Genomic DNA, 25,278 nt, shown 5'->3' with positions numbered 1-25,278 from the left:
AGCCATTCCAAAAGTAAGAATATACACCTATAGAAAGAATCATGGAAAATATCATTGAATCAGAAAGTTACAAAATTCAGAAACCAGAAAACTGGGCCCCTACAATTAATGATGATCAGCTTATTGAATACATAAAAGAGTCGGATTTTTCAAATAAGCAGGTTGATGAAGGACGCGATTTCTGTTACTTTTTAGATAAAATCTACTACACAAGCGATACTGAAAATAGCGAATATGCTTGTGTCGCTTATACTCTAAACGAACCTGCAAATCTTGAAAGCGCCTCAGTAAGAGATGTTGTTGTAGAAGAAAACGAGACTTATGTTATACATAGAATCAGTGTTTTGAGAGACGGCGTTTTGATTGATAAAATTCCAGATACTAAAATAAAGGTTTTAGATAGCGAAAATCAAAGTGAAGGTGGTATTTTAAGCAGCAATAAAAAAGTAAATATTACCATTAAGGATTTACGTCTTTATGATGTTTTAATTACAGAAGATTCACGAACAAAGGTTTTTACTGATCGTGATTTTATGCGAAAAGAGTTTCTTAAGTATGTATACGTAACGCCAAGCACTTACTGGGCTTATGGAAGTTACAAGTTTTCTTTTATCAACGATAGAAAGGAAGCGATTGTATACAAAAAGACATTTTTTAGAGATGAAGAAGGAAATGTTTTAGAACCAGAATTGAATTTCTTGAGAAAAGGTGAACAATTTGTAATTGAAAAAGAAAATTACATTAACTCTTTTGATATAAACAGAGAAATTGCTCCTTTCATTGATTTTGCAACAGATCGTAACTGGATTGATTTATCTAATTACATTTCTCCTCTTTACGAAGAAATATACAGTAAATCATCTTTAACCGAATTTGCTCCAAAACTTGTAGAAAAGTTGGATGCAATTGCAGATCAAGACGAAAAATTACAATTTGCAATTGATTACGTGCAGAACCATGTTTACTATATATATAATGCAGATGAAATGAACGGCCACAAGCCACAAGAGCCATCCGTAACTTATGAAAATAAACAGGGAGACTGTAAAGCAAAATCGGTTTTACTAAAAGTTGTTTTAGATTATATTAATGTTGATTCTTCTGTAGTTTTGGTTAACTTCAATTCGGATCATTATATTAAATATTACCTTCCATCGTTATTGACTTTTAATCACGTTATTGTAAAAATCAATTACAAAGATGAAACCTATTTTGTTGATGCTACTTCAAGAGATGAATTTGGGTTATTAGAAAACCGTGGTTACATTTATTTTATGCATTATCTGGAAGTAAAACCAAATCAGGAATTGCAGATTAAAAAGCCTTATAAATTTCCTTACTACGGAATAAATGAAAAAGTAGATTTTAGCGCTCAAAATAATTTAGGTCAGCTAAAATTGGTTACTACTTACAAAGGAAATCGTGCCAATTATATGCGTAAGTATTTTAAAAACACGAATAAAAGAGAAATCATTGACAGCTGGAATAATTTCTTGTTTTATACCTCAAATTATTCAAATGATAGAAATGGAACCGATATTAGAACTATTTTCAAAGATGCGTCGATTGAAATTGTAAGCGATGATAAAAAGCTGAATGAGTTTACGATTATGTACAACACTTCAATTGAAAATCCATATTTTACTGATGCTGAGAAAAACCGTTTTTTAATGTATTTTGATCGAAATGTAGTCAAAAATGCTGCACGCGATTTTATGCATAATGACCTTTCTTTCTGGCATAATTTTGATAACGAAAAATATGAAATCAACTTATCGACAGATCAAAAAATAGATACTCAGGAGAAATATACTATTCAGGAAAGTACTATTACGAATCCTTATTTTGATTATACAAGCCGCAAAAAAGTAACCAAAAATGGCGCTTCTATATATGTCGATTATAAACCGTTGATCAATTTAGAAATTCCAAGTGAAGATTTTGAAGATTTTAGAAATGCACACCACGAAGTTGCCGATAGTAATTTTGGAATTGGAATTGACATTATAGAAGAAGGTTTACTGAATATGCTGAAATACAGTTTCAAGAAACGTCTTAAATAAATTTGACATAAAAAAAAGCGGGATTTTAAAATCCCGCTTTTTTATTCAATTTACTAATTCAAAATCAGATCTTAATTTGATATCTGCTGATGAAGTTCCAATCATTACTTCGAAATCTCCTGGTTCAGTACCCCATTCTAATTTATTATTGTAGAAAGAAAGTTTCTCTTTGTCAATTGTAAATTCGATTGTTTTTGATTCTCCTGCATTTAATTTCACTTTTTGGAAATCTTTCAATTCTAAAACTGGTCTTACAACAGATCCAAATTTATCTTTCAAGTACAACTGAACTACTTCATCTCCAGCTATTTTTCCAGTGTTTTTTAATTGGAAAGAAACTTTAATTGTTTCGTTGCTTTTTATTTTTGTTGAAGATAATTTCAAACCTGAATAATCAAATGTTGTATAACTTAATCCGTATCCAAAAGGAAATTTTGGAGAGTTTTTCAAGTCGATATAAGCTGAAACATAGTTTGTTGCGTTTTCATCTTTAGCCGGTCTTCCTGTGCTGAAGTGATTGTAATAAATTGGAATTTGTCCTACTTCTCTTGGGAAAGTCATTGGTAATTTTCCAGACGGATTGTAATCTCCAAATAATACGTTTGCAATTGCATTTCCTGCTTCTGTTCCTAACCACCAAGTGTATAAAATTGCTGGAACATTGTCTGCTGTCCAATTGAAAACCAAAGGTCTTCCTGCATTAATTAAAACTACAACTGGTTTTCCTGTTGCTTGAATTGCTTTTACTAAGTCTTCCTGAACACCTGGCAAATGAAGATCACTACGGCTTTTTGCTTCACCACTCATATCGCGTCTTTCACCAATACTCAAAATAACAACGTCTGCTTGTTTTGCTGTTGCAACTGCTTCTGCAAAACCATCTTTATTTGTTCCTTCTATTTCACATCCTTTTGCGTACAATAATTTAGTGTTTTTACCCACTTTATTTTGTAAACCGTCCCATTGTGAAACAATCCATTTATTGTAATCAACTTCTGGAAGTTCTACAGACCAGAATCCCATGTTTTCTTTGTATTCTTTTACCATTGGACCAATAAAAGCAATCGTTTTTACGCTTTTTGAAATCGGTAAAGTCTTGTTTTCATTCTTTAATAAAACGATACTTTTTTGCGCTACTTCAAGAGCTGCTTTTCTATGCTCTGGATTGCTTAATGCTTTTTCAGCACGTTTTTCATCCGAATATCTGTAAGGATCATCAAATAAACCTAATTCAAATTTCTTGCGAAGAATACGTCTAACTGCATCATCAACTAAATCTATAGAAACTCTGCCTTCTTTTACTAACTCTGCTAAATTCTTACGGTATGCATTACTTTCCATATCCATATCGCTTCCTGCAGTAATTGCTGAATATGCCGCTTCTTTAAGATCTTTAGAATAACCGTGTGCTACCATTTCCCCAATTGATCCCCAGTCTGAAACTACAAAACCTTGAAAGTTCCATTTTCCTTTTAAGATATCTCTTTGTAAATGTGCATTTCCTGTTGCTGGAATTCCGTTAATATCATTGAATGAATTCATGAATGTTGCTGCACCAGCATCTAAAGCGGCTTTAAATGGAGGCAGATACGTTTCCAAAAGCATTCTTTCGCTCATATCTACTGAGTTATAATCTCTTCCGCCAACTCCTGCTCCATAAGCTGCAAAGTGTTTTACGCAGGCCATAACTGAGTTTAAATCTCCCAATTTATTTCCTTGAAAACCTTTTACTCTTGCATAAGCAATTTTAGAACCTAAATAAGTATCTTCTCCAGCGCCTTCCATTACACGTCCCCAACGTGGATCACGACCAATATCAACCATTGGCGCAAATGTCCAGTGAATACCACTTGCCGAAGCTTCAGTAGCTGCAACTCTCGCTGCTAATTCGATTGCTTCTAAATCCCAGCTCGCTGCTTCTGCTAACGGAAGCGGAAAAGTCGTTTTGTAACCATGAATAACATCTTGGCCAAATAGCAATGGTATTTTAAGTCTTGACTGCATCGCCAATTCTTGGTATCCTCTTGTATATTTTGTTCCAATAACATTAAGCATCGAACCAATTAAACCTGCTTTTATTTCAGCTTGTTTATTTGGGTTTATAGTAATTGGACCAGTTGCTTGATTATCGCCAGTATATTGATTTAACTGACCGATTTTTTCTTCAATTGTCATTTTTTTCAACAGATCATCGACTTTCTGATCTATTGTCTGCTGTTGCGCCGACGCAAAAAGCGATAGCATAAACAGCGTAATTGTGGTTACTTTTTTCATAAGTTTAAATTTTTACCAAACGTAAGTTGCAACTGCACCTGCGTTTAGTGAGGTTGAAGTTTGTTTTTGGTTGTATTTAATATTAAAAGTTTCTGTTGAAGTTCCATCATTTTCTACAATTAGAACAATTTGTCCTAACGGAGTTTTGAAAGAAACATTGTATAGATTTCCTACAATATTGCTTCCGATTCTTACAGAGCCTTCTGGAACAAATTTAGAAGCGTGTCCGATAATATAATATCCTACTTCTCGTTTGATGTTTTGATTTTGATCAATCATCAAGGCTCCTTTACAAGTTGAACATCCTCCTGGTGTGAAAGGTTTGTAAAACTCATCATTTGCTAATCCCCAAGAAAGTGCATTTTTACTCCAGTTACGCATTGAACCAATTACTACATTTTTCACACTCCATTTCAAGTCAGTTTCAAAATTAGTTCCTGTTCCTGTGTATTGTTCGGTAAAATACAAATCTTTATTTGGAAAAGCATTATGAACTGTTGATAACGCACTAATATCTCCTTCATATAAGTGAAAAGCTGATCCAGTAACAAATGGATTTGCTTTTGGATCCCTTAAAATCGTCAAAGGATATTCAGGTTTGTTACAGTTATGATCGTAAACAATAATTTTGGTTTTGATTCCTGCTTTCGCGAAAGCGGGACCTAAATGATTTCCGATAAAATCTGCTTGCTGTTCTGCCAACATTAACAAACTAGGATTGTTTCCTGGATGTAAAGGTTCGTTTTGCGGCGTAATTGCATCAATTACAATTCCGTGCGATTTCATTGCTTGAATGTATTTCACAAAATATTCAGCATAAACTTGGTAATATTTTGGCTGTAAACTTCCGCCTTTTGAACTTCCGTTGTCTTTCATCCAAACTGGAGGCGACCATGGAGAACCCATTATTTTAATTTTAGGATTTATAGCTAAAATCTCTTTTAAAACCGGAATTACATCGTCTAAATCTGGTCCAAGATTGAAATGTTCCAATTTTAAATCGGTTTGTCCTTCTGGCATATCATCATACGAAAAAACTTTTTCATTCAAATCAGATGCTCCAATACTTATTCTTAAATAACTTAAACCAATTGCATCATTTTTTCTAGAAAACAATTCCTGAAGTAAAGCTTCTCTTTTTAGTTTATCTAGTTTTTTAATGGCTTGAGCACTTCCTCCTGTTAATGAAAATCCGAAACCTTCAATAGTTTGGAATTTTTCTGAAGGATTTACTTCAATAGTTTGATTTGAATTTGTTTCTGAAGTAAAAACTAACTCAGGCTGTTGTTTAAGTTTAGAAGTTTCATCTGTTGTGGTAATCCAAGATGCTACTTTTCCTGTATTTTTTGAAGCATTTGTTGAAGATCCGCAGTTGAATTGCATTGCAATAAGAGGCAATAAAACTAGGATTTGAAGTTTTTTGTTGATGTTTTTCATTTTAATCTATTTCTATTAAAACAGGCAAATGATCTGATGGATATTTTAAATCTTTAGAATCACTTAACACTGCATGTTTTTGTATGTTCAGTCCACTATTTTTTGATATAAAAATGTAGTCTAATAATAATGTTACGGGTTCATTGTGTTTGAAATCGTTGAAAGTTCCTGAAGGTCCAAAAGGTTTTTCTTTTGAAACATCTTTGGTATCATCCATTACTTTTTTGATTTCAGCAATTTGAGCTGTATTTGGTTCTGAGTTAAAATCACCCATTAAAAAAGCAGGATAATTTTTAGTGTTTAATTCTTTCATTTTAGAAAGAGCAAGCTGAACACCTTTCATTCTTGCTTCTTCACCCATGTGATCCAAATGCAAGTTGAAAACCCAAAATGATTTTTTAGTTTTTAAATCTTTAAAAAGTCCGTATGTACAAACTCTGTTGCAAGCCGCATCCCAACCTCTTGAAACTACATTTGGTGTTTCTGAAAGCCAAAAAGTATTGGATTGTTCTACTTTAAAACGATCTTTTTTATAATAAATCGTACAAGCCTCGCCAGTTCCATTTTCTTCTCTTCCAATTCCAAATCTATTATAATTGGTTTGCGCCGCTGCAATATCTAAAACTTGATTTGGCGTTGCTTCCTGCACACCGAAAATATCTGGACTATAAAATTGTATTTGAGAATTAAAATAATCCTTTCGGTTTGGCCAAGCATTTTCTCCATCTGAAGCAACATCCAGACGGATATTGTAAGTCATGATTTTTAAATTCTGACCAAAAAATGAGTTTGAAGCCAAAAGCAGCATTACTGCTAAAACAAGTTTGTTTATCTTTTTCATGTTTAAAAATTTTAATCTGTAAAGCTAGTATTTCCGTGGCTTTACAGATTAAAAACTATTTAAAACTTATGTTAATTATACACTCTTACGTAGTCCACTTCGTAAGTTGCTCTTGTAAAGTTTGGATCGACTGCTCCTCCAAAATTTCCTCCCATTGCAAAATTCAGAATAACGAAGAATTTTTCATTGAAGGGAGTTGTACTTGAGTTTTTATAAGTATAGAATAAGTTATCATCTACATAAAATTTGATGTTTTCTGCACTCCACTCGGCTGCATAAATATGAAACTCTGTTGCCGAATTTGTAGCTACTGTTGTCTTCGTATCTGGCGTGTTTCCTGAACGTCCTGGAGAATGCAATGAAGAATGAATTACATCTGGGTTGTTTCCAACAGATTCTAAAATATCTATTTCTCCACATGCTGGCCAGCCCACAGTATCAATATTATCGCCCAAAAGCCAGAAAGCAGGCCATGTTCCGCCACCAACAGGTAATTTTGCACGAACTTCTGCTCTTCCATATTTGAATGAGAATTTGCCTTTTGTCAGCATTCTTGTAGAAGTGTATTTACTTCCCATATAGTCTTCTTTGATTGCCGTAATTTTCAAAAGACCACCTTCAATTTTTACATTTTCAGAACGTGTTGTGTAATATTCTAGTTCGTTGTTTCCCCAGCCGTCGCCAGTTCCTGTATTGTATCCCCATTTTGAAGTATCTGGTGCTCCATCAACATTAAACTCGTCTGACCAGATTAACTTTCTTGCTACAAAAATATTTACAGAAGTTGATTTGCTTACATATTTTAGTCCGTTATAAGCCGAAACAATGATAGGATATGTTGCAGTTCCAGATGCTGTAAATTCATAAGTTAAATTTCCATCTGTAAGTTCCTTAAGCTCATTATTAATCAACACTTTATATGATGTCGCGTTAGTGGCACTGATTGTTAATTTTACTTTCCCACTTCCGTCTCCATTTGGATTTTCTGCTGTTTTACCTACAACATCAACTAGAACAGAAAGATTTGTTGGCGCAGTAATTACTGGCGTGTCATCTCCTGAGTCGCTATTGCTGCTGCAAGATTGAAATGCAAACAGTAAGATTAGTGTAAAAATACCCGCTCTATTTATAAGATTAATCATTTTCATGGTTATTAAAATTTAAGTGGTTTCAGTTAATAAATTGAGTATCAATATAGATATTTTTTATTTTACTTTTTGCTTTTGTTAATAACAAAGTCAAGAATCAATGAATTCATCAAATCGAATAAAATATCTTTTTAATGTCAATTTTATGCAATTATTTCCAAGTATAAGTTCCAACTGACCCCGCTTCTAACGAAGTTGTAGCCCATTTTCCGTTGAATTTAATATTGAAAGTTTCTGTCGCAGATCCATCATTTTCAACAATCAAAACTTTAGATCCCGAAGGCGTTACAAAAGCTACATTTTGCAAATTCCCTCCAGAATTGCTATCAATTCTCACCGAACCAGCAGGAACAAATTTTGAAGCGTGAGCAATAATATAATACGCAACATTACGCTGATAACTATCACTAGATGTAATTGTTATAGCTCCTTTACACATTGTACAACCTCCATCTGTGTGAGGTCCAAAATTCGCATTGTTTGCTACATTCCATTCTAATGCATTTTTACTGTAGTTTCGCATTGATCCAATGATAACATTTCGAAGATGCCATTTTAAATCGCCATCAAAACTACCTTCTGAAGAAGTCCATTGTTCTGTAAAATATACATTTTTAGCTGGATAAGAATTATACACATTCGTTAAAGCACTAATGTCTCCTGCATACAAATGAAAAGCTGATCCGTCAACAAATGGAAATGCATCTGCGTCTGCTAAAATTGCTTTTGGATAATTTGGATTATCGCAATTGTGATCGTAAGCAATAATTTTTACGCTTAGATTTGCCGTTTTAAATGCAGGCCCTAAACTATTTTTAATAAAACTTGCCTGATCTACTGCAGACATATACATACTTGGATTATTGCCGTCATGCAAAGGTTCGTTTTGAGGCGTTATGGCATCAATTGTAATTCCTTCGGCTTTCATTTGCTGAATGTATTTTACAAAATATTTAGCGTAAACATCATAATATTCTGTTTTAAGTTTTCCTCCTTTAAAACTAGCAACATCTTTCATCCAAACTGGAGCTGACCAAGGAGTTGCCAAGATTAAAATCTTAGGATTAATTGCTAAAATTTCTTTTAGCATGGTAATTAGATTTCTATCTTTCTCTAAACTAAATTTAGCCAGATTCAAATCGGTTTCACCTGCTGCAAGATCATCATATGTAAAAGGTTCAGCATTTAAATCTGATGCTCCAATACTGATTCTGATGTAACTTACTCCTATTGAATTTTCACCAGTACCAAATAATTCTTGTAAAAGAGCACTTCTTCTTGTAGTATTTAATTGATTTATTACATCAACACTTCCACCTGTTAAAGTATATCCGAAACCATCAATTGTCTGATATTTTTGAGATGCATTCACTTCAATATTAGCATAAGCATTTGCTGTTGTGCCAAAGCCCAATGTTCCTCCTTGTTTTACCAATAAAACACTCTGATTGCCTTTTGTTAGCCAGAAATCGACATCGTTTGTAACTACCACAGGTGGGTTTACAACAGGTGGATCTACCGGAGGGTTTTCTACTGGATCATTTGAAGAAGAGCATTTTACTTGAGCCAACACGGCTGCCATAAAGAAAAATGCTTTTATAGTATTTTTTAAATTAAATTTCATTTTTGTGGTTTTTAGTTAGTTGACAATTAGTATACAATAGTTTGTATAGCGTGTGCTGGAATTGTAATAGTTGTTTTTGCCGTTTGATTTTCTAAAGAATAGACAATCTCTTTTTCTGATTGATTCATTACGATAGTAATCAATTGTCCGTCAGAGTTTTTAAAAGAAGTACTTAATAACGATTTGTCACTTATTGTTTCCAGTACTCTTTTGGCATTTGGTCTAATGAATTTTGAGAAATGTCCAATATAATAATACATTGGAGTGTAAATTAATTCATCTTTAGTTGTATCAGCATGGATTGGTGCAAAGCAGAAATTACCAACATGGTTTGGCCCTCCATTTTGATCTAAAAGAATATTCCAGTCTGTCCAACCTACAGTTCCATTATTAAAATCATGAATCATATTGGTTCCATAACGTTCTGCATTTCCCCAGAATTGATATTTTGAAGCATCAAATTTTTCAATACACCCTTCTGTAAAAAGCAGATTTTTATTTGGAAATGCTTCATGAACTTTAGCTACAGATTCGAATTGTGGCGGACCTCCATTCCAGGTTTCATACCAGTGAAATCCAATTCCCCATGCATATTTAGAAACTTCTGGATCTGAAAAAACAAGATTTGCTCTTGTAGTCAGCATATCACCACGATTGTGATCCCAAATAATTACATTTTTAGATCCTAATCCTTCTTTTTCTAAAGTTGGTCCTAGATGATTCTTAAGAAAATCTCTTTCAGCCTCAGGCGTATAAATACAAGATTCCCAGCTTTGTCTTGCCATTGGCTCGTTCTGCACTGTTAATCCCCAAATAGGAATTCCTTCTTTTTCGTAGGCTTTTATGAATTTGGCGTAATACAATGCCCAAGATGGAGCAAATTCAGGCAATAAAACGCCGCCGTGCAAAATATCGTTGTTGTCTTTCATGAAAGCTGGGGGACTCCACGGACTAACAAACAACGTCAGTTTTCCGCCGGCTGTTTTAATTGCTTTTTTGATTAAAGGAATTCTATATTTTCGATCGTGATCAATGTTAAAAGTCTTTAAGTCTTTGTCTCCTTCTACAATATAAGTATAACTATCACTGCTGAAATCACAACTGTGAATGTTTGTTCTAGCTAAAGTATAACCAATACCTTTGTTTTTATCGTAATAAGCATTTAAGAATTCATGCTGTTTTTTAGGAGATAATTTTGCAAAAACTTCAGCGCTAGCATCTGTAATTGCGCCTCCGATTCCAAGAAAAGTTTGGTCCGTTTTATCAGTATTTACAATGATTGATACTGTTGATATCTTTTGTCGTGTAGTGTTGTTTGAAATTAAATCATTTGATAATGATAATTTCCAATTTGTATTTTCGGCAGTAGTAAAAACCTTTATTTTATTATTTTTTTGCGAAGAGGCATTGCTTTTTTGAGCTGTTATTTTTGAGGTAAAACAGCTTAATTGCATTAGTATAAAGGCTGATAGAATTATTTGAGTCGTAACTTTCATGTTGTTTTAAAAAATAGTTTTTAAATTAAAAAATAAGAGAAGACTAATATGGATGATTCAAATTAGTCCTCTTCTTATCTTACTACAAAATATTAATAAACAAGCGTTTGTATAGCTCTCGGTGGAATTTTCACTTCCGCTTTTTCAGCTCCAATAATCAAATTATAGGTAAGTTCATTTCCTGATTGATTCATAACAATAGTTGCCATAGTTCCATCAGCATTTAGGAAAGAAGTACTTAATAAAGCGCTTCTGCTTACCGCAGTGCTCACTCTTACTGCATTTAAATGAATAAATTTAGAAAAGTGTCCAATGTAATAATATGAAGGTGTATAAATTAGCTCACCTGTTGTCGTGTCTGCATGAATTGGCGCAAAGCAGAAATTTCCAACATGGTTTGGCCCTCCATTTTGATCCAATAGAATATTCCAATCTGTCCAAGCAACCGTTCCGTTATTGAAATCGTGTATCATATTGATTCCGTAGCGTTCTGCATTACCCCAAAATTGATATTTTGATGCATCAAATTTTTCGATACAGCCTTCTGTGAACATCAGTTTTTTGTCTGGATAAGCTTCATTAACTTTCGCTACGTTATCAAACATTGGCGCACCTCCTGACCAAGTTTCGTACCAGTGAAATCCCATTCCCCAAACATATTTTGATGCTTCTGGATCTGAGTAAATTACATTTGCACGGTAGTTCATTAAATCACGATTGTGATCCCAAACGACGATTTTTTTGTCTCCCAGTTTTTCTTTTTTCAAAGTTGGCCCTAGATAATTTTTAATGAAATCTCTTTCGGCTTCAGCTGTATAGACACAAGATTCCCAAGTTTGTATCGCCATTGGTTCATTTTGAGTTGAAGTTCCCCAAATTGGAATTCCTTCTTTTTCATAGGCTTTAATAAACTTCACGTAGAAATTTGCCCAAGTCTGATAGTATTCAGGAAGTAAAGTTCCTCCCTTCAAAACATTTTTATTACTTTTCATGAAAGCATTTGGAGACCAAGGCGCAACATAAGTTGTAAGCTTTCCTCCAGCTTTCTGAATGGCTTGCTTTATTAAAGGAATACGATATTGTCTATCATGATCAATAGAAAAAGTCTTCAGATCTTTGTCGCCTTCTTCGATATAAGAATAACTTCCACTGCTAAAATCAGAACTTTGAATTGTTGTTCTTAGCAAAGAATAGCCAATACCTTTTTGTTGATCGTAGTAAGCATTTAAAAACTCTGCCTGTTTTTCTTTTGAAAGTTTAGCAAATATTTCGGCGCTCGCATCTGTAATAGCTCCGCCAATTCCCATAAAAGTTTGAAACTTTTTTGAAGGTTCTACAAAAACAGAAGTTTCTGTTTCTAATGGCTGTTTTGCCGCAGAAAAAGTCAAATTATCTGTAGTTGTTAATCTTAACTTCGTATTTTCTGCAGTAGTATAAACGGTGATTTTTTTACCGCTGGTTGTAAATTCTTTTTTTGTTTTTGGCTGTTGTGCAAAAGCTGCAGCGGAAAACAAAAGGCATAAAATTTTTAGACTATTTTTTTTCATTTGCTTCCAATTATTATCGTTTTTTTAATTGAAGTTTTGGAGAAATCTAAAACTGATTTTTTCTATTATCTTTTAAAGAATTTAAAAAATAGCCCATACTCATATTGATTATGGGCTATTTACAACCAAACTTAAACTTAAACTTAACTTAACTTTTTATTTTCCTCGGAACTCAACTTTTGTAACTGTGATTCCATCTTTTGTAAAATTGTTACCACCAGAACGGATAAGTAGATAGATTTTTCCTGTTTCTGTGAATTTAACCACATTTGAAACTGTTCCTGTTTTGTCGTTTTTAACACATCCAACTACAGAAAGCATTCCTGAGAATCCTGATTTCGCACAACCATCCCAAGTACTTAATCCCATAACTTTATTGTCTTTGTATTCAACTCCAGATTGTGGAACTGATTTACCAGCGTAAACTTCAAACCAAGTTTCATCAGAACCACTAGTAGAAGAAACTTTCATATCTATTGTATATTCTTTGTCTTTTACAACATCAATTGCTTGATAGATTCCTTCTTGTGCCCATCCTCCTGGAGAGTGGATAGTTGCACTATTATTAGCAAATGACCAAAATGCCGCTCCTGTAGCACTAAGATTTAACACTGTCCATTTTGCTTGATCTTCGGCAGTTGCAAAAGTACCACCTTGCACTAAATTTCCTTTTAATGGATCTGATGTAGCAACTACAACATCTTGTGATGCAGTAGCCGTAGCACCTCCTGTCCCAATTGCTGTATGTACAATTGTGTAAGTTCCTGCATCCGGTAAAGAAATTTCTTCTTCCATTTTACCTGCATAAGTACCAGCTCCTGTATCCCATAATGATTTTGAAACTCCTTTTGGTTGAGCCACTAACTTATAGGTATTTACTTTTCCTTCAACAGGTGTAACTGTAAAAGAAGCATCGACATTATCATCAGTTAATCCATTATTAACAAAGGAATCTTCAGGCTGACAGCTAGTTAAACTTAATACTGCTGCCATAAAAAACAATGCTAAAAAACCTTGTCTTTTTATTAAATTTATTTTCATATGATATTGTATTAACTAATTAGTAATTAGGATTTTGAACTAACTGAGTATTCTCTAAGTCTTTTTGTGGAATTGGCCAAACTTCATTTTTACCAGCAACAAATCCGCTACTAGCAAGAACAGTTGCAGCTTTTCCAGTTCTAACTAAGTCGAACCAACGGTGTCCTTCACCAGCCAATTCTAATCTTCTTTCATTAGCAATTGCATCTAATGAAACTGGCACAGAAGCCAATCCTACTCTAGCTCTTACTGCATCTAATAAAGCTTGCGCCCTAGCTCCAGTTCCTCCTAATGCTTCTGCTTCCATTAAATAAGTATCTGCTAGACGAATTGCATAAGTATCTTGTTTGTAATTTAAAGCTGTTGCTCCTCCGCCATCAGATGTATCTGAGTTTAAAGGCATAAATTTCTTTAAGAAATATCCTGTATCCTGATCACCTGGTGCATACTTTGCTTTATCTGCTGCAACCAGAGCACGCAGATCAAAAATTGTAGATTCGAAACGCGGATCTCCTTTTAAGGCATCATATAAACTTTGAGTTACCGGATTAAAACTCCATCCTGAGATATAATCTGCTAATGTTAAATCTTTTCTTTCATATCCTCTTGGACCAACCATGATATTTACAGAGTTTCCTTCGTCAGCTCCACCGCCCCAGAATCCCCAATCGGCATTACTTTTATCTGTATGCATGATTTCGATAATAGCTTCTGAGTTAAATTTGTTACTTATTACCCATAAATCTGAGAATTTAGTCAACAACTTGTAACCATACATGCTAGTTCCTCCAGGCGTACCATTTACATCTGCAAATTCAGCAGCTGCTAATGAGTTTTTACCTTCGTACAAATAAACTTTACCTAATAGTGCTTGCACTGCTCCTTTTGAAAGACGACCACCTTCTGTTGGAACATCAACTTTACTAGGAAGTACTGCTTTTGCTTCTATTAAGTCTTTTTCTATCTGTGCATAAATTTCTTCTGGAGCAACTTGAGTAACTTTATACCCTTCCGCTGGCGAAATTGGAGTCAGAATTAAAGGTAAGTTTTTAAATGTTCTTACTAATTCGAAATAGAAATATCCCCTCAAAGCTTTTGCTTCCGCTGCAAAACGTGCTTTTTTAGCATCAGACATATCTACATCTGGTAATTTTACCAATAGAATGTTTGCTCTAGCAATTCCTTGAAAAAAATCACCCCAATAACTTCTTGGCATATTTATTTTGTCCAATTTATAGTTATCAAAAGCGTGTATACCAGCACCATCACCAGGTCCACCACCTCCAGCGTAGAAATCATCTGAACCAGCATTTAGCATAGTAATCATGTTTTCAAAACCTTTAGATTGTTTACCCATAATATCATAAACAGCAACCAGCGCAGAAAAAGCTTCTGATTCATCTTTATAATAATTATCTACTAACGGAAGCCCTTTTGGCTCAACTGTTAAAAAATCTTCACCACAAGAAGAGCCTAGAAGTAACAATCCAGCGGCGATGAATGAATATCTTATATTTTTAATTTTCATGATTCTTAATTTTAAAATTGTAAATTAACCCCTACCATTACAGTTCTAGCTTGTGGATAATATCCTTTATCGATACCAAAAACTCCTCCTCCAATCTCAGGATCATATCCAGAGTATTTTGTAAATGTTAATAAATTTTCTCCAGTCAAATAAAGTCTTGTTTTTGAAAGACCTGCTTTTGAAACAACATCACTTGGAAGGTTATAACCAATTTGAATTGTTTTGATTCTCCAGTAATCACCATCTTCTAAATAGAAATCTGATGGGTTTGAGAAGTTTTTATTGTCATCAACAGTTGATAAAATTGGGTATGAATTAGTTGATCCTTCACCTGTCCAACGACCTAAAGCAGAAGTTTGGTAGTTAGCATCTGTAATATCTAGACGACGTAATCCTTGGAAAATTTTGTTTCCAATTGCTCCTTGAGTAAAGATTAACAAATCAAAGTTTTTATAATCTAAATTAACTGTGAAACCGTATGTGTATTTTGGAAGTGGGCTTCCGATGAAAGTTTTATCATCATCTGAAATTTTTCCATCTCCATTAAGATCTTGCCATCTGAAATCTCCAGGTCTTGCTCCTGGTTGGATTAAACCGCCTGAAGCATTTGTGTAAGCATTAATTTCTGCTTGATTTTGAAAAATTCCTTGTGTTTTATATCCATAAAAAGAGTTGTAAGATTGTCCTACTTGAGTTCTTGTTACTGCGCCCATATTTTGGAAAGAAGCATCTCCAGAAATGAACTGGATATCTTTTCCTAAATTAGTTACTTCATTTTCTAGATAAGAAATATTTCCGCTTAAGCTTAGACCAACTTTACCAATTTTTTTACGGTAAGAAAGTTCTAGATCAACCCCTTTGTTTTGCATATCAGCAATGTTTGCAGAAGGTCTACCAGTACTACCAACGTGACCAGGCAAGTCAATATCCTGTAAAATACCTGTAGATTTTTTAATATAAAAATCTGTCGTTAATGATAAGTCATTGAAGAAAGTAATATCAAAAGCAACGTTTGCTTGGCTAGTTTCTTCCCATTTCAAATCTGGATTCGCAGGTGCATTTGGACTATTACCAACAACTACTGAACCTTGATTGCCAATAGTATAATTTCTTCCTGAACCAATAGTTGCTAAGTATTTGAAATCTCCAATAGCATCACTACCTGTAATTCCATATCCACCTCTAAACTTTAATTGCGTTACTACCTTATTTTCTGGCCAGAAGTTTTCTTTAGTTGGTACCCATCCTAATGAGAATGAAGGGAAAGTTCCATATTTGTAATTTTGACCAAAACGAGAAGAACCATCACGACGTACAATACCTGTAAATAAATATTTCTCTTTGTAATCATAATTCGCTCTTGCAAATAATGAAGTTACTTTATGCTCATAACCATTGTAAGCTGAAGCAGTAATATCGTCCTGTGGATGATCGTTCGGGAAAGTTGCATCATCAAAATTAGTGTACGGAATATTAAAATAAGTTACTGTAGATCCAGATGTGATATTATCTACATAAGCTCCTTGTCCTACTAAAACTGAAAAGTTATGATCGGCAATTTGCTTTGCATATGAAACCGTATTTTCAATGTTCCATCCAAAACCTTTATTATTATTTCTACTCAAATTATTTTTTGCATTAATAGTAGAAGAGTTAAAATAATATTGTGGAGTAAAACTTTCTGAGCCCCAATATGACAATTTACCCCCTAATGTAGTTCTAAATTTTAAACCTTTAATTGCTTCTATTTCTAAGTAAGCATTACCTACAAAATTATCTGACCAACCATAATTACCTAATCTAGTTTGAATGTATGCTAAAGGGTTACTCATTTCCTGAACTACCTTTTGAGAAATTCCATAAGGATTTCCATTTGGATCTCTTAAAACATAATCCAGAGTATATGGCGATTGATTTGCAACAGCTGGATCAGTAACAATAGCCGGTGTAATTGGATCTAAATTGATTGCTGAGCTTAAAGGCCCACCATATTCGTTGTTGGTATTTCCGATTCCAACATTTTTCTCGTGAGAATATCCTAAAGTCTGTCCAAAAGTTAAACCTTTTACAATTTTGTGTGTTGAGTTTAAACGGATGTTTTTTCTATTGTAGTTAGAAATTGGAGTAGCTACAATACCTTCTTGATCCAATAAACCAAAAGAAACATAGAACGTAGAAACATCATTCCCTCCAGATAAACTTAACTCATGACCTGTTCTTTGGGCATTATTGTTAAAAATCTCTTTTTGCCAATCTGTTCCCGCTCCATAAGAAGAAACATTTTTGTATGGAAGATCGTAAGGTTTAGTAGTATCTGTATAACCATTTGCATATCTTTCATTCATTATAGTTGCGTACTCAGTAGCATTTAACAAATCAAGTTTTCTTGCTGCTGCAGAAAATCCAGTGTACCCATTATAGTTTACACTCATTTTTCCAGATTTACCTTTTTTAGTTGTGATAAGGATAACCCCAGCTGCTGCTCTAGCACCATAGATCGCTTGAGACGCTGCATCTTTTAAAACCTCCATAGAAGCAATATCTGACTGATTCAAATAACCAATTCCTCCTGAGTCAACAATTACACCGTCAACAACCCATAAAGGCTCATTGTTACCAAAAGAAGTAATACCCCTTACTCGTATTGTAGAAGAAGATCCAGGTTGTCCTGCATTTGCTGCGATAGTAACCCCAGAAACTCTACCTTGAAGAGATTGTTCTACTCTTGTTATTGGTAGATCTTCTAAATCTGATGCTTTTACACTAGAAATTGCTCCAGTTACAACAGATTTCTTTTGAGTACCGTATCCAACAACTACAACCTCATTTAAAGATTGTGATTCTGGTTTTAATTGAATTGAGATTTTTGTTCTGCCATTTACAGCTTCAGTTACTGTAGTATAACCAATGAATGTAACTGTTAAAGTTCCATTTGATGGCACTTGTATTTGAAATTTCCCGTCAAAGTCTGACGCTGTCGATTTCGTAGTACCTTTTAATAAAACAGTTGCGCCTGGAACAGGCATTCCACTTTCATCATTTATTATTCCATTTACTGTGACATCCTGAGCCACAGCTATAACCGAGAATAACAGAGATGAAATACAAAAAACAAGTAATTTTGTTAATTTCATTTTTCTAAAAATTTTGGTTAATTAATTAGTAATTTGATGCAATACTAAAACTAAATTTTCATTTTTGGTAGTTATAAATCATTACAAAAACACATCAAATTAAAATTTTTAATATTATAAAAACACATCAAATTTTACATAAATAATTGATTTTTAAATAAATAAAAAAACAAATAGTAGTACTAAAGAAAAGTTAATTTTAAAAATAAACACTACATTAAATAAAACAGAGTCTGTCTTGTTAAATAATTTTCAAACTACAACGTGGTAGTAACTAAAAATGCTCATAAATACTTATTTTTTAAACAATTACAACAAAGAGACTCTAAAGATTTGTAAGAATAGAAAAATAAAGAATATGATATTTTTCCGTTACTTTTTTTACATTATCAATAATTTTTTTATATAAATAAAAACTTACATTTTAGGATTGTGTAAGTTTTAACCTATAAAAAACAAAAAAATCAAAGAGATTGAATTGATAAAAACAGAGAAAAAGCTGAATTTTGCGCAAAAAATGCCTAAAAATTGGCAAGGAGTTTAAAAATGATTTTTTTATGTCTAAAAAGAAGTTTAATTAATCATTATCATGCAGTTATTTTTTTATTGCACTGATTAAATAGATGAGCTATCAAATAATAAATCTTAGAGCTGATCTGCTTGCTAGAGGTCGCAAAAAATAAGGATAGTCATTTAATCTAATTTATTATAAGAGTAAGCTCTTTCTAATACTTCGATAAAAAAAAACAAAATAGCTTTTTCTTGAAATATAGGCTAGAATTTAGCTTTTATAAAGCCTTAAAGCAATAAATAAACTTGGTCAATGTTAATATCATAGCGCCTTTAATAATTGATTTAAAGACTCATACAAGCCTTGAAATACATCAATTACCACAATTAAATCTTATTTGATTAAAAGAAACCCAAAGAGTTAAAATATCATTTGCGCATGAAAACAGTCTAATACCGAGAAAAGTCACTATTTAAGCAAAAAAAATAGCCCGTAATCGAAATTACGGGCTACCCAGGCAATAAACTTAACTTAAACTAACCATAGTTTAAATCTTCTATACAATTCATTCATTAATGAACTATATAATGTTTGAAAATTCGAAAAAGGAATTTTTTAATCTTCCTTTTTCGAAAATAACTAACATGAAATATTATTCTTCAGGTTTGAAAACAAATGTCCAACCTGTTCCATATGTTTCACTATTACTTAAATAAAGAATCATTTTGTCTTCTTCAAGACTTACGATAGTATAAACACCATCAGCATTTCCTGCAGCTGAACCTAACATTTTTGAATTTATGATAGTCAACTGTTTATTTTTGATATCCAGTTTAAAGCTTCCTTTTGTCGGTGTAGCACTTGCTGTTTCATAATGGTTGTAATTTGCTGCTCCATCTAGATCAAAATGCATTTTTCCAAGTGCATCACTTGGAGCACAACAATCTCCAGCATTCCACCAAGCTGTCATAGCACTTTCAGCACTTCCATTTGGAGACATAAACCACCAGAATCTTCCAGAACCTTGCGTACCATCAAAAACCCACGTTTTACCAGCTGCCGTATTAGTTCCAACTAAATCATACCAGTCTTGCTCTAAAGGAGTATCTAACTGATCAATTTGAACATCAATCGTCTTAGTAAAAAATTCAGCACCTAGAGTTCCGACAAAAGTAAATGTCGCTTTCCCTGGAATAGGATAAACAAACGTTACTTCATTTGTTAGCGCTTTATCTAAACCATAATCCCAATATCCAGTCACGCCTGGAGTTGTCATATTAAGAGTGATCTTATTTCCACCTGGCGTACTTTGAGTAGCTACTAATTCAACTCCAGCAACGTCAGTAGAATTCGTTAAATGCTGTTCATCTACTATTGGGTCACATGCTGAAAAAGTCAACGTAAAAAGAGCCAAAAGAAGATATAATATTTTATTGATTTTCATATTTATCTATATTAATATTGTTAAATTTTACCACCCTGGATTTTGTGTATAAACTCCATTTGATAGTCTAAGTTCTGTTTCAGGCATAGAAACCAAACCTTTAGTCTCTGGTCTATATTTTACGCTGTAATTTGCTGCAGTACCTGAATTTCTAACTGGAATCGTACTATTGTATGCATTATCAACGTCTCCCCAACGAATTAAATCAAACCAGTGCAATCCTTCGAAAGCAAATTCATGCAAACGCTCTGCTTTAATGTTTTCAAGTGAATATCCAACTGGGTCCAGTTTTGCTCTTGCTCTAACTGCATTTAATCCTGCTGCTGTTTTAGTAATCTCAGAATGCATCAATAATACATCTGCGTAACGCATAAAGATAAAATCTTGCGCATGCATTAATTGCATATCAGTATTAGACCAGTTGTACAATTGAACAAACATTCCGACAGTAGTTCCACCTGCATTAGGGTATTGTAGAGAAATATATTTTTTATTGAAATATCCTGTCTCATGATCTCCTTTATCTTGGGCGTAACCAGCTGTTCCTTGATCTGCTTTACCTACTTCAAGTATAGAACCTCTTTTTCTTGGGTCACGTTCTTCCCAATTACTGTATAAACTTGGATTTACTGTACACCAGCCCCATCCTTCTCCAAATGGCACTAATGAATTACCACGTAATGCAGAGAACAGACATAATCTATTAGTATAAATATTACCATTTGTCCAAGACCAATCTCCAAAAGAGAATCTTTGAACGAACATTGTCTCGAAATTTCCAGTTCCAAATGTTGGGTTAATACCATCTTGTCCAACCCATGATAAACCTTCAGTTGCAGCCCATGGTAAAACATTATTTCCAGAAGCTTTATTAACATAAGAGTAAGGCCAAAGGTTTCTAAAATCAGGTACAAGAGCATGACCACTATTAGTCATACAGTCAGTTAAATAACTTGCTACTTGTGTTGCATTCAAAGACCCTCCTTCTGCCAAAGGCAATTCCTCAGTAGCTTGTTTTTCCATATTTGTCATATAACCTGTGTAAAACAAAAATACACGTCCTAAATAAGCTTCTGCTACCCATTTATTAGCATGACCGTATCTAGATGTTGGAATACTTGTAAAAGGAGTTGCTGGCATTGTCTCGATCGCCTTTTTTAAATCTGAAGCAATCTGTGCAAATGTTTCAGTGTAAGTATTTCTTGGGCCATCTTTTTTCCCATCAATAGTTATGATTAATGGAACTCCTCCAAAAAACTTAGCTAATCTGAAGTAGAAAAATGCTCTCATAAAATAAGCCTCTCCAATTGCTTGTTGCTTAAATTGATCAGCTTCAGCAGGAGTATTAAAATAAGTGCTAAAATCTGCAAGAGGCGTTTTCTCTATAATTGCATTTGTTCTCGCAATACCTCTATAAGATTGAACCCACATATCTAAATAGGTATCATCTACAGGATCTTCAAAATTATCAACCCATTTAGCTGTTTTATCATCAGGACCTCCTCCTCCTAACATCATATTATCCATAAGATTGGCTGCAATCTGTTCCTCACTATGCACATTATTTGTATAAATAGCATTGTAAACTCCAGCAGTTGCTTCTTCAATATCTTGAGGTGTCTTGTAAAAATTCTCTAAACTCTTCTCTGTCAAATTATCAGTATCAAGATAATCATCACAGCTCGCTACAATAAATACAGCCGAAATCGCTACTAAATATTTTATTTTTTTCATTGTAATTGTATTTATATTAAAAATCAGCACTTAAACCAAACATCACCGTTCTAGCTTGTGGATACAAACCTAAATCAATTCCTGAAGCCCATGGAGCATTTGTATTATCTCCTGACCAACGAACTTCTGGATCCATACCATCATATTTAGTAAATGTATATAGGTTATTTACTGCAACATAAAATTTAAGATTTGAGATGAACTTGAAATCTTTAAATATTTCGTTGAAATTATAACCTAACGTTAAGTTGTTTATTCTCAAATAATCTGCATTTTGCATATAAATATCTGATACGTAATTGCTGTTTCTGTTTGAAGTGGCACTTAATCTAGGCATTTTAGTAGATGTACCTTCTCCATGCCAACGATCAAAAACATCAGAAGTATAATTTTGAGCAGGACTATCTGCAAAAGATCTATATGACTGCATAACTTGCATACCAAATTTACCAGCCATAGTAGTGTTCAAGTAAACATTTTTGTATTCAAAATTTAACTGAATACCTAATTCAAAATCTGGATTTGGATTTCCTAAGTAAACTTTATCGCTTTCGTCGATAACACCGTCATTATTTTGGTCAACAAAACGAACATCTCCAGGACGTTGATCGCTAAAATAAGGTTGCCCGTTTGGACCAACATATTCATTAACTTCTTGTTGATTTTGTAAAATTCCTGCCGTTTTAAAGCCGTAGAAATAACCTAATGGGAAACCTACCTGACCTCTTGAAATTTCTCCAGTTCCTTGAGACAATACGTTAGAAGGACCATGTAATATTCCGTCAGCATTTGCAATTCTAGTAACTTTATTTTTATTGAATGCACCGCTTACAGTAGCTCCATATTTAAAGCCTCCAATTTTATCATTCCAATTTACAGAAAACTCAAAACCTTTGTTTTCGATATCTCCACCATTAAAATAAGGAGGTGCGGCACCGTCTGTTCCTCTTCCTGCTGCTAGAACTAACCAGTCTTTAGTGGTTTTATTATACCAATCTAAAGTCACATTTAATCTTGAATCAAAGAAACTTGCATCAAGACCGAAATCTAATTGCTCTGATGTTTCCCAAGTTAAATCTGGGTTGGTAACTCTAGCTGGATAAGCTGTAGTTCCAGAAACTGGTTTTGTATCTCCAAAAAAGTATCCTGGAAAAACATACGCAATATTTGAAGAGTAATAAAAGTTAGGAATATCTTGGTTACCATTTTGCCCCCAGCTTCCTCTCAATTTTAATGAATTGAGCCATTTTGAAGAGCTATCCATAAAATCTTCTTTTGTAACTACCCAACCAGCAGAAACAGAAGGGAAATAACCCCATCTTTTTCCTTCAGCGAAGTTAGAAGAACCATCGGCACGTATTGTACCTGAAAGAAGATATTTTTCTTTATAATCGTATTGTGCTCTAGCAAAATAAGACATAATACCACCTCCACCAGCTGAAGTGTCCATTCCATTAGTTCCAATATCATTAATTGTTTTTGGAGCTGTGTTGTTTAAGTAAGCATATTGTGGATCTTCACCAAATGTTAAGTTGTTTCTAGAACCACTAACATTGTTGTTCACCAAATATTGAATTAACTCAGTTCCTGCAACAGCAGAAATGTTATGATTCCCAAATTGTTTTTTATAAGAAACTGTATTTGTCCAAGTTGAATTAGCTCCAATATAAGAATACTGAGACGCACCATTGATATAATCTTGATAAAGAACACCCAAATTATATGTTGGGTTCATAGATCTACCATATCCAAACCAAGAATCAATACCATAAACTGTTCTAAATTTCAAATCTTTAACTGGTTCAATTTCTAAGAAAGCATTTCCTGTAATTCTATTATCTTTTGGATAGTTATAATTACTTCTATAAAACATTACTGCTAAAGGATTTGTTTGTCCTGTAGAAATACCATCTAAAGTTGGAGTAAAACCAAATTTATCAATATTTCTGTCAATTGAAGTCTGCCAATAAGCTGGCTGTAAAGGATTTGCAGTTAATGCATTATGCAAATCATTTCCATAAATATTACCATTAGAAACTCCTCTATTTTGAGAATTAGTGTAAGTAACATTTTCTCCGACAGTAATGATGCTATGGCTATCGTTCTTTTTAAGAACCATTTGAGTATTTAATCTGGCTGTAAGTCTTTTAAAACCTGCATCTACTAAATCTCCACCAATAATACCATCTTGCTCAAAGTAAGAAACTCCAAAAGCGTAAGTTATATCTTCGCTACCTCCAGTAATGTTAAGAGAGTGATTCATGATTGGAGCATCTTTTTTACTCATTTCATTAATCCAATTTGTCCCCGTCCATCCATTTTGTAATTTCTGCCAAATTTCATTTCCTAATTGAGTACCAGCGCCAGGAAATTGAGTGTTTAACCATGAATTATTAGTCAAAAGTTTTTGCCAATCTTGACGAGGCAATCCATCATTTACTCTTCCCTCATCAATAATGTACATATACTCTTGCGCATTCAAAGGATCTAAGTTTTTATAGATATTTTGAATACCAAAATAACTGTCATAACTAATTCTTGCAGCTCTTCCTTTTTTACCTTTTACTGTCGTAACCAATACAACTCCATTAGCCGCTCTCGATCCATAAATAGCTGCAGAAGCCGCATCTTTCAATATGTCAATAGATTCAATATCTGAAGGGCTCAAATAATCAATATTACCAACAGAAATACCATCAACAATGTACAACGGATTTGAGTTACCATTCGTACCCAATCCACGAATAGTTACCTTAGTACCAGCCCCAGGCGAACCATTTGTTCTTGTAATACTAATACCGGGAGCAATACCTTGAAGTGCCTCCATAGCAGATCCTGTATTTAACTCCTTAATCGTTTCTCCTTTAAGATTTGTTGAAGCACCAGTAATGAGACCTTTTTTCTGAGTACCATAACCTACTACAACAACTTCATTCAAGTTTTGAGATGTTGCAGTAAGAAGCACATTCATCTTTGTCCTTCCATTAATAGCCTCATTTAGTGTGTTAAAACCAACGAAACTAATAACTAAGACCCCATTTGAAGGAGCACTAATCTGAAATTTCCCATCAAAGTCAGATGCAGTAGCTTTATTCGTTCCTTTTACTAAAACCGTCGCTCCTGGGACGGGTAATCCACTTTCATCATTTATGGTTCCATTTACTGTCACATCCTGAGCAAATGCAACAGCTGAAAACAGCAAAGACGAAACACAAAAAATAAGTAATTTTGTCAATTTCATTTTTCTAAAAATTTTGGTTAATTAATTAGTAATTTAATGCAATTATAATGTTAAATTTTAATAATGTGAGATTAAAATTCCCTACAAAAACACTTCAAACTAAAACTTAACACACTACAAAAACACAACATTTTTTTTTTAATTAATTAATTTACTGTATTTTAGCTTTGATAATATTTTGTTATAAAAATGTTAATTAAAAAAAACGTATATTA

At 33.6% G+C, this 25,278-nt stretch carries 14 protein-coding genes; 1 reads left to right on the top strand and 13 read right to left on the bottom strand.

Features of this window, described 5'->3' with window-relative positions; all coding sequences use genetic code 11:
* Positions 1–41: 41 nt before the first annotated feature.
* Positions 42–2,063 carry a hypothetical protein gene (locus OD917_RS14670; protein WP_263524188.1) on the top strand — a complete coding sequence of 674 codons (2,022 nt, stop codon included), beginning with the start codon at positions 42–44 and terminating at the stop codon, positions 2,061–2,063.
* Between the two features lie 45 nt (positions 2,064–2,108).
* On the opposite strand, the gene OD917_RS14665 is transcribed toward OD917_RS14670, so the two are convergent.
* The 13 genes from OD917_RS14665 to OD917_RS14605 form a co-directional block, all read right to left on the bottom strand.
* Positions 2,109–4,337 carry a glycoside hydrolase family 3 N-terminal domain-containing protein gene (locus OD917_RS14665; protein ID WP_263524187.1) on the bottom strand — a complete coding sequence of 743 codons (2,229 nt, stop codon included), beginning with the start codon at positions 4,335–4,337 and terminating at the stop codon, positions 2,109–2,111.
* A gap of 12 nt (positions 4,338–4,349) precedes the next feature.
* Positions 4,350–5,774, bottom strand: coding sequence for a glycoside hydrolase family 30 protein (locus OD917_RS14660; protein WP_263524186.1), 1,425 nt, complete (start codon positions 5,772–5,774; stop codon positions 4,350–4,352).
* Position 5,775: 1 nt separating this feature from the next.
* Complete coding sequence (locus tag OD917_RS14655) at positions 5,776–6,615, bottom strand: endonuclease/exonuclease/phosphatase family protein (RefSeq protein ID WP_263524185.1); 840 nt, start codon at positions 6,613–6,615, stop codon at positions 5,776–5,778.
* A gap of 71 nt (positions 6,616–6,686) precedes the next feature.
* Positions 6,687–7,763, bottom strand: a complete 1,077-nt coding sequence (locus tag OD917_RS14650; protein WP_263524184.1) for a glycoside hydrolase family 16 protein — start codon at positions 7,761–7,763, stop codon at positions 6,687–6,689.
* Positions 7,764–7,914: 151 nt separating this feature from the next.
* Entirely contained in the window at positions 7,915–9,387 is a 1,473-nt protein-coding gene (locus tag OD917_RS14645; RefSeq protein WP_263524183.1) for a glycoside hydrolase family 30 protein, read from the bottom strand.
* Between the two features lie 26 nt (positions 9,388–9,413).
* Complete coding sequence (locus tag OD917_RS14640; protein WP_263524182.1) at positions 9,414–10,883, bottom strand: glycoside hydrolase family 30 protein; 1,470 nt, start codon at positions 10,881–10,883, stop codon at positions 9,414–9,416.
* A gap of 92 nt (positions 10,884–10,975) precedes the next feature.
* Positions 10,976–12,430, bottom strand: coding sequence for a glycoside hydrolase family 30 protein (locus OD917_RS14635; RefSeq protein WP_263524181.1), 1,455 nt, complete (start codon positions 12,428–12,430; stop codon positions 10,976–10,978).
* A 156-nt stretch (positions 12,431–12,586) separates the two neighbouring features.
* The gene (locus tag OD917_RS14630) at positions 12,587–13,471 is read right to left on the bottom strand and encodes a hypothetical protein (RefSeq protein WP_263524180.1); all 885 of its coding nucleotides are present in this window, start codon (positions 13,469–13,471) and stop codon (positions 12,587–12,589) included.
* A gap of 19 nt (positions 13,472–13,490) precedes the next feature.
* Complete coding sequence (locus OD917_RS14625; protein WP_263524179.1) at positions 13,491–14,999, bottom strand: RagB/SusD family nutrient uptake outer membrane protein; 1,509 nt, start codon at positions 14,997–14,999, stop codon at positions 13,491–13,493.
* An 11-nt stretch (positions 15,000–15,010) separates the two neighbouring features.
* Positions 15,011–18,133: a SusC/RagA family TonB-linked outer membrane protein gene (locus OD917_RS14620; protein ID WP_263524178.1), complete on the bottom strand. Its 3,123-nt coding sequence runs from the start codon at positions 18,131–18,133 to the stop codon at positions 15,011–15,013.
* A gap of 1,163 nt (positions 18,134–19,296) precedes the next feature.
* Positions 19,297–20,088, bottom strand: coding sequence for a hypothetical protein (locus tag OD917_RS14615; protein ID WP_263524177.1), 792 nt, complete (start codon positions 20,086–20,088; stop codon positions 19,297–19,299).
* A gap of 27 nt (positions 20,089–20,115) precedes the next feature.
* On the bottom strand, positions 20,116–21,822 hold the full coding sequence (locus tag OD917_RS14610; RefSeq protein WP_263524176.1) for a RagB/SusD family nutrient uptake outer membrane protein: 1,707 nt from the start codon (positions 21,820–21,822) through the stop codon (positions 20,116–20,118).
* Positions 21,823–21,838: 16 nt separating this feature from the next.
* Positions 21,839–25,063: a SusC/RagA family TonB-linked outer membrane protein gene (locus OD917_RS14605; protein WP_263524175.1), complete on the bottom strand. Its 3,225-nt coding sequence runs from the start codon at positions 25,061–25,063 to the stop codon at positions 21,839–21,841.
* Between the last annotated feature and the right edge of the window lie 215 nt (positions 25,064–25,278).

Source organism: Flavobacterium sp. SH_e (genome assembly GCF_025717045.1).
GTDB lineage: Bacteria > Bacteroidota > Bacteroidia > Flavobacteriales > Flavobacteriaceae > Flavobacterium.
The sequence above is the reverse complement of the archived record's forward strand: the minus strand, read 5'-3'. Positions and strand labels throughout refer to the sequence as shown.

Coding starts and splice junctions, on each gene's coding strand:
- OD917_RS14670 (WP_263524188.1), top strand. CDS start 42: ATGGAAAATATCATTGAATCAGAAAGTTACAAAATTCAGAAACCAGAA.
- OD917_RS14665 (WP_263524187.1), bottom strand. CDS start 4,337: ATGAAAAAAGTAACCACAATTACGCTGTTTATGCTATCGCTTTTTGCG.
- OD917_RS14660 (WP_263524186.1), bottom strand. CDS start 5,774: ATGAAAAACATCAACAAAAAACTTCAAATCCTAGTTTTATTGCCTCTT.
- OD917_RS14655 (WP_263524185.1), bottom strand. CDS start 6,615: ATGAAAAAGATAAACAAACTTGTTTTAGCAGTAATGCTGCTTTTGGCT.
- OD917_RS14650 (WP_263524184.1), bottom strand. CDS start 7,763: ATGAAAATGATTAATCTTATAAATAGAGCGGGTATTTTTACACTAATC.
- OD917_RS14645 (WP_263524183.1), bottom strand. CDS start 9,387: ATGAAATTTAATTTAAAAAATACTATAAAAGCATTTTTCTTTATGGCA.
- OD917_RS14640 (WP_263524182.1), bottom strand. CDS start 10,883: ATGAAAGTTACGACTCAAATAATTCTATCAGCCTTTATACTAATGCAA.
- OD917_RS14635 (WP_263524181.1), bottom strand. CDS start 12,430: ATGAAAAAAAATAGTCTAAAAATTTTATGCCTTTTGTTTTCCGCTGCA.
- OD917_RS14630 (WP_263524180.1), bottom strand. CDS start 13,471: ATGAAAATAAATTTAATAAAAAGACAAGGTTTTTTAGCATTGTTTTTT.
- OD917_RS14625 (WP_263524179.1), bottom strand. CDS start 14,999: ATGAAAATTAAAAATATAAGATATTCATTCATCGCCGCTGGATTGTTA.
- OD917_RS14620 (WP_263524178.1), bottom strand. CDS start 18,133: ATGAAATTAACAAAATTACTTGTTTTTTGTATTTCATCTCTGTTATTC.
- OD917_RS14615 (WP_263524177.1), bottom strand. CDS start 20,088: ATGAAAATCAATAAAATATTATATCTTCTTTTGGCTCTTTTTACGTTG.
- OD917_RS14610 (WP_263524176.1), bottom strand. CDS start 21,822: ATGAAAAAAATAAAATATTTAGTAGCGATTTCGGCTGTATTTATTGTA.
- OD917_RS14605 (WP_263524175.1), bottom strand. CDS start 25,063: ATGAAATTGACAAAATTACTTATTTTTTGTGTTTCGTCTTTGCTGTTT.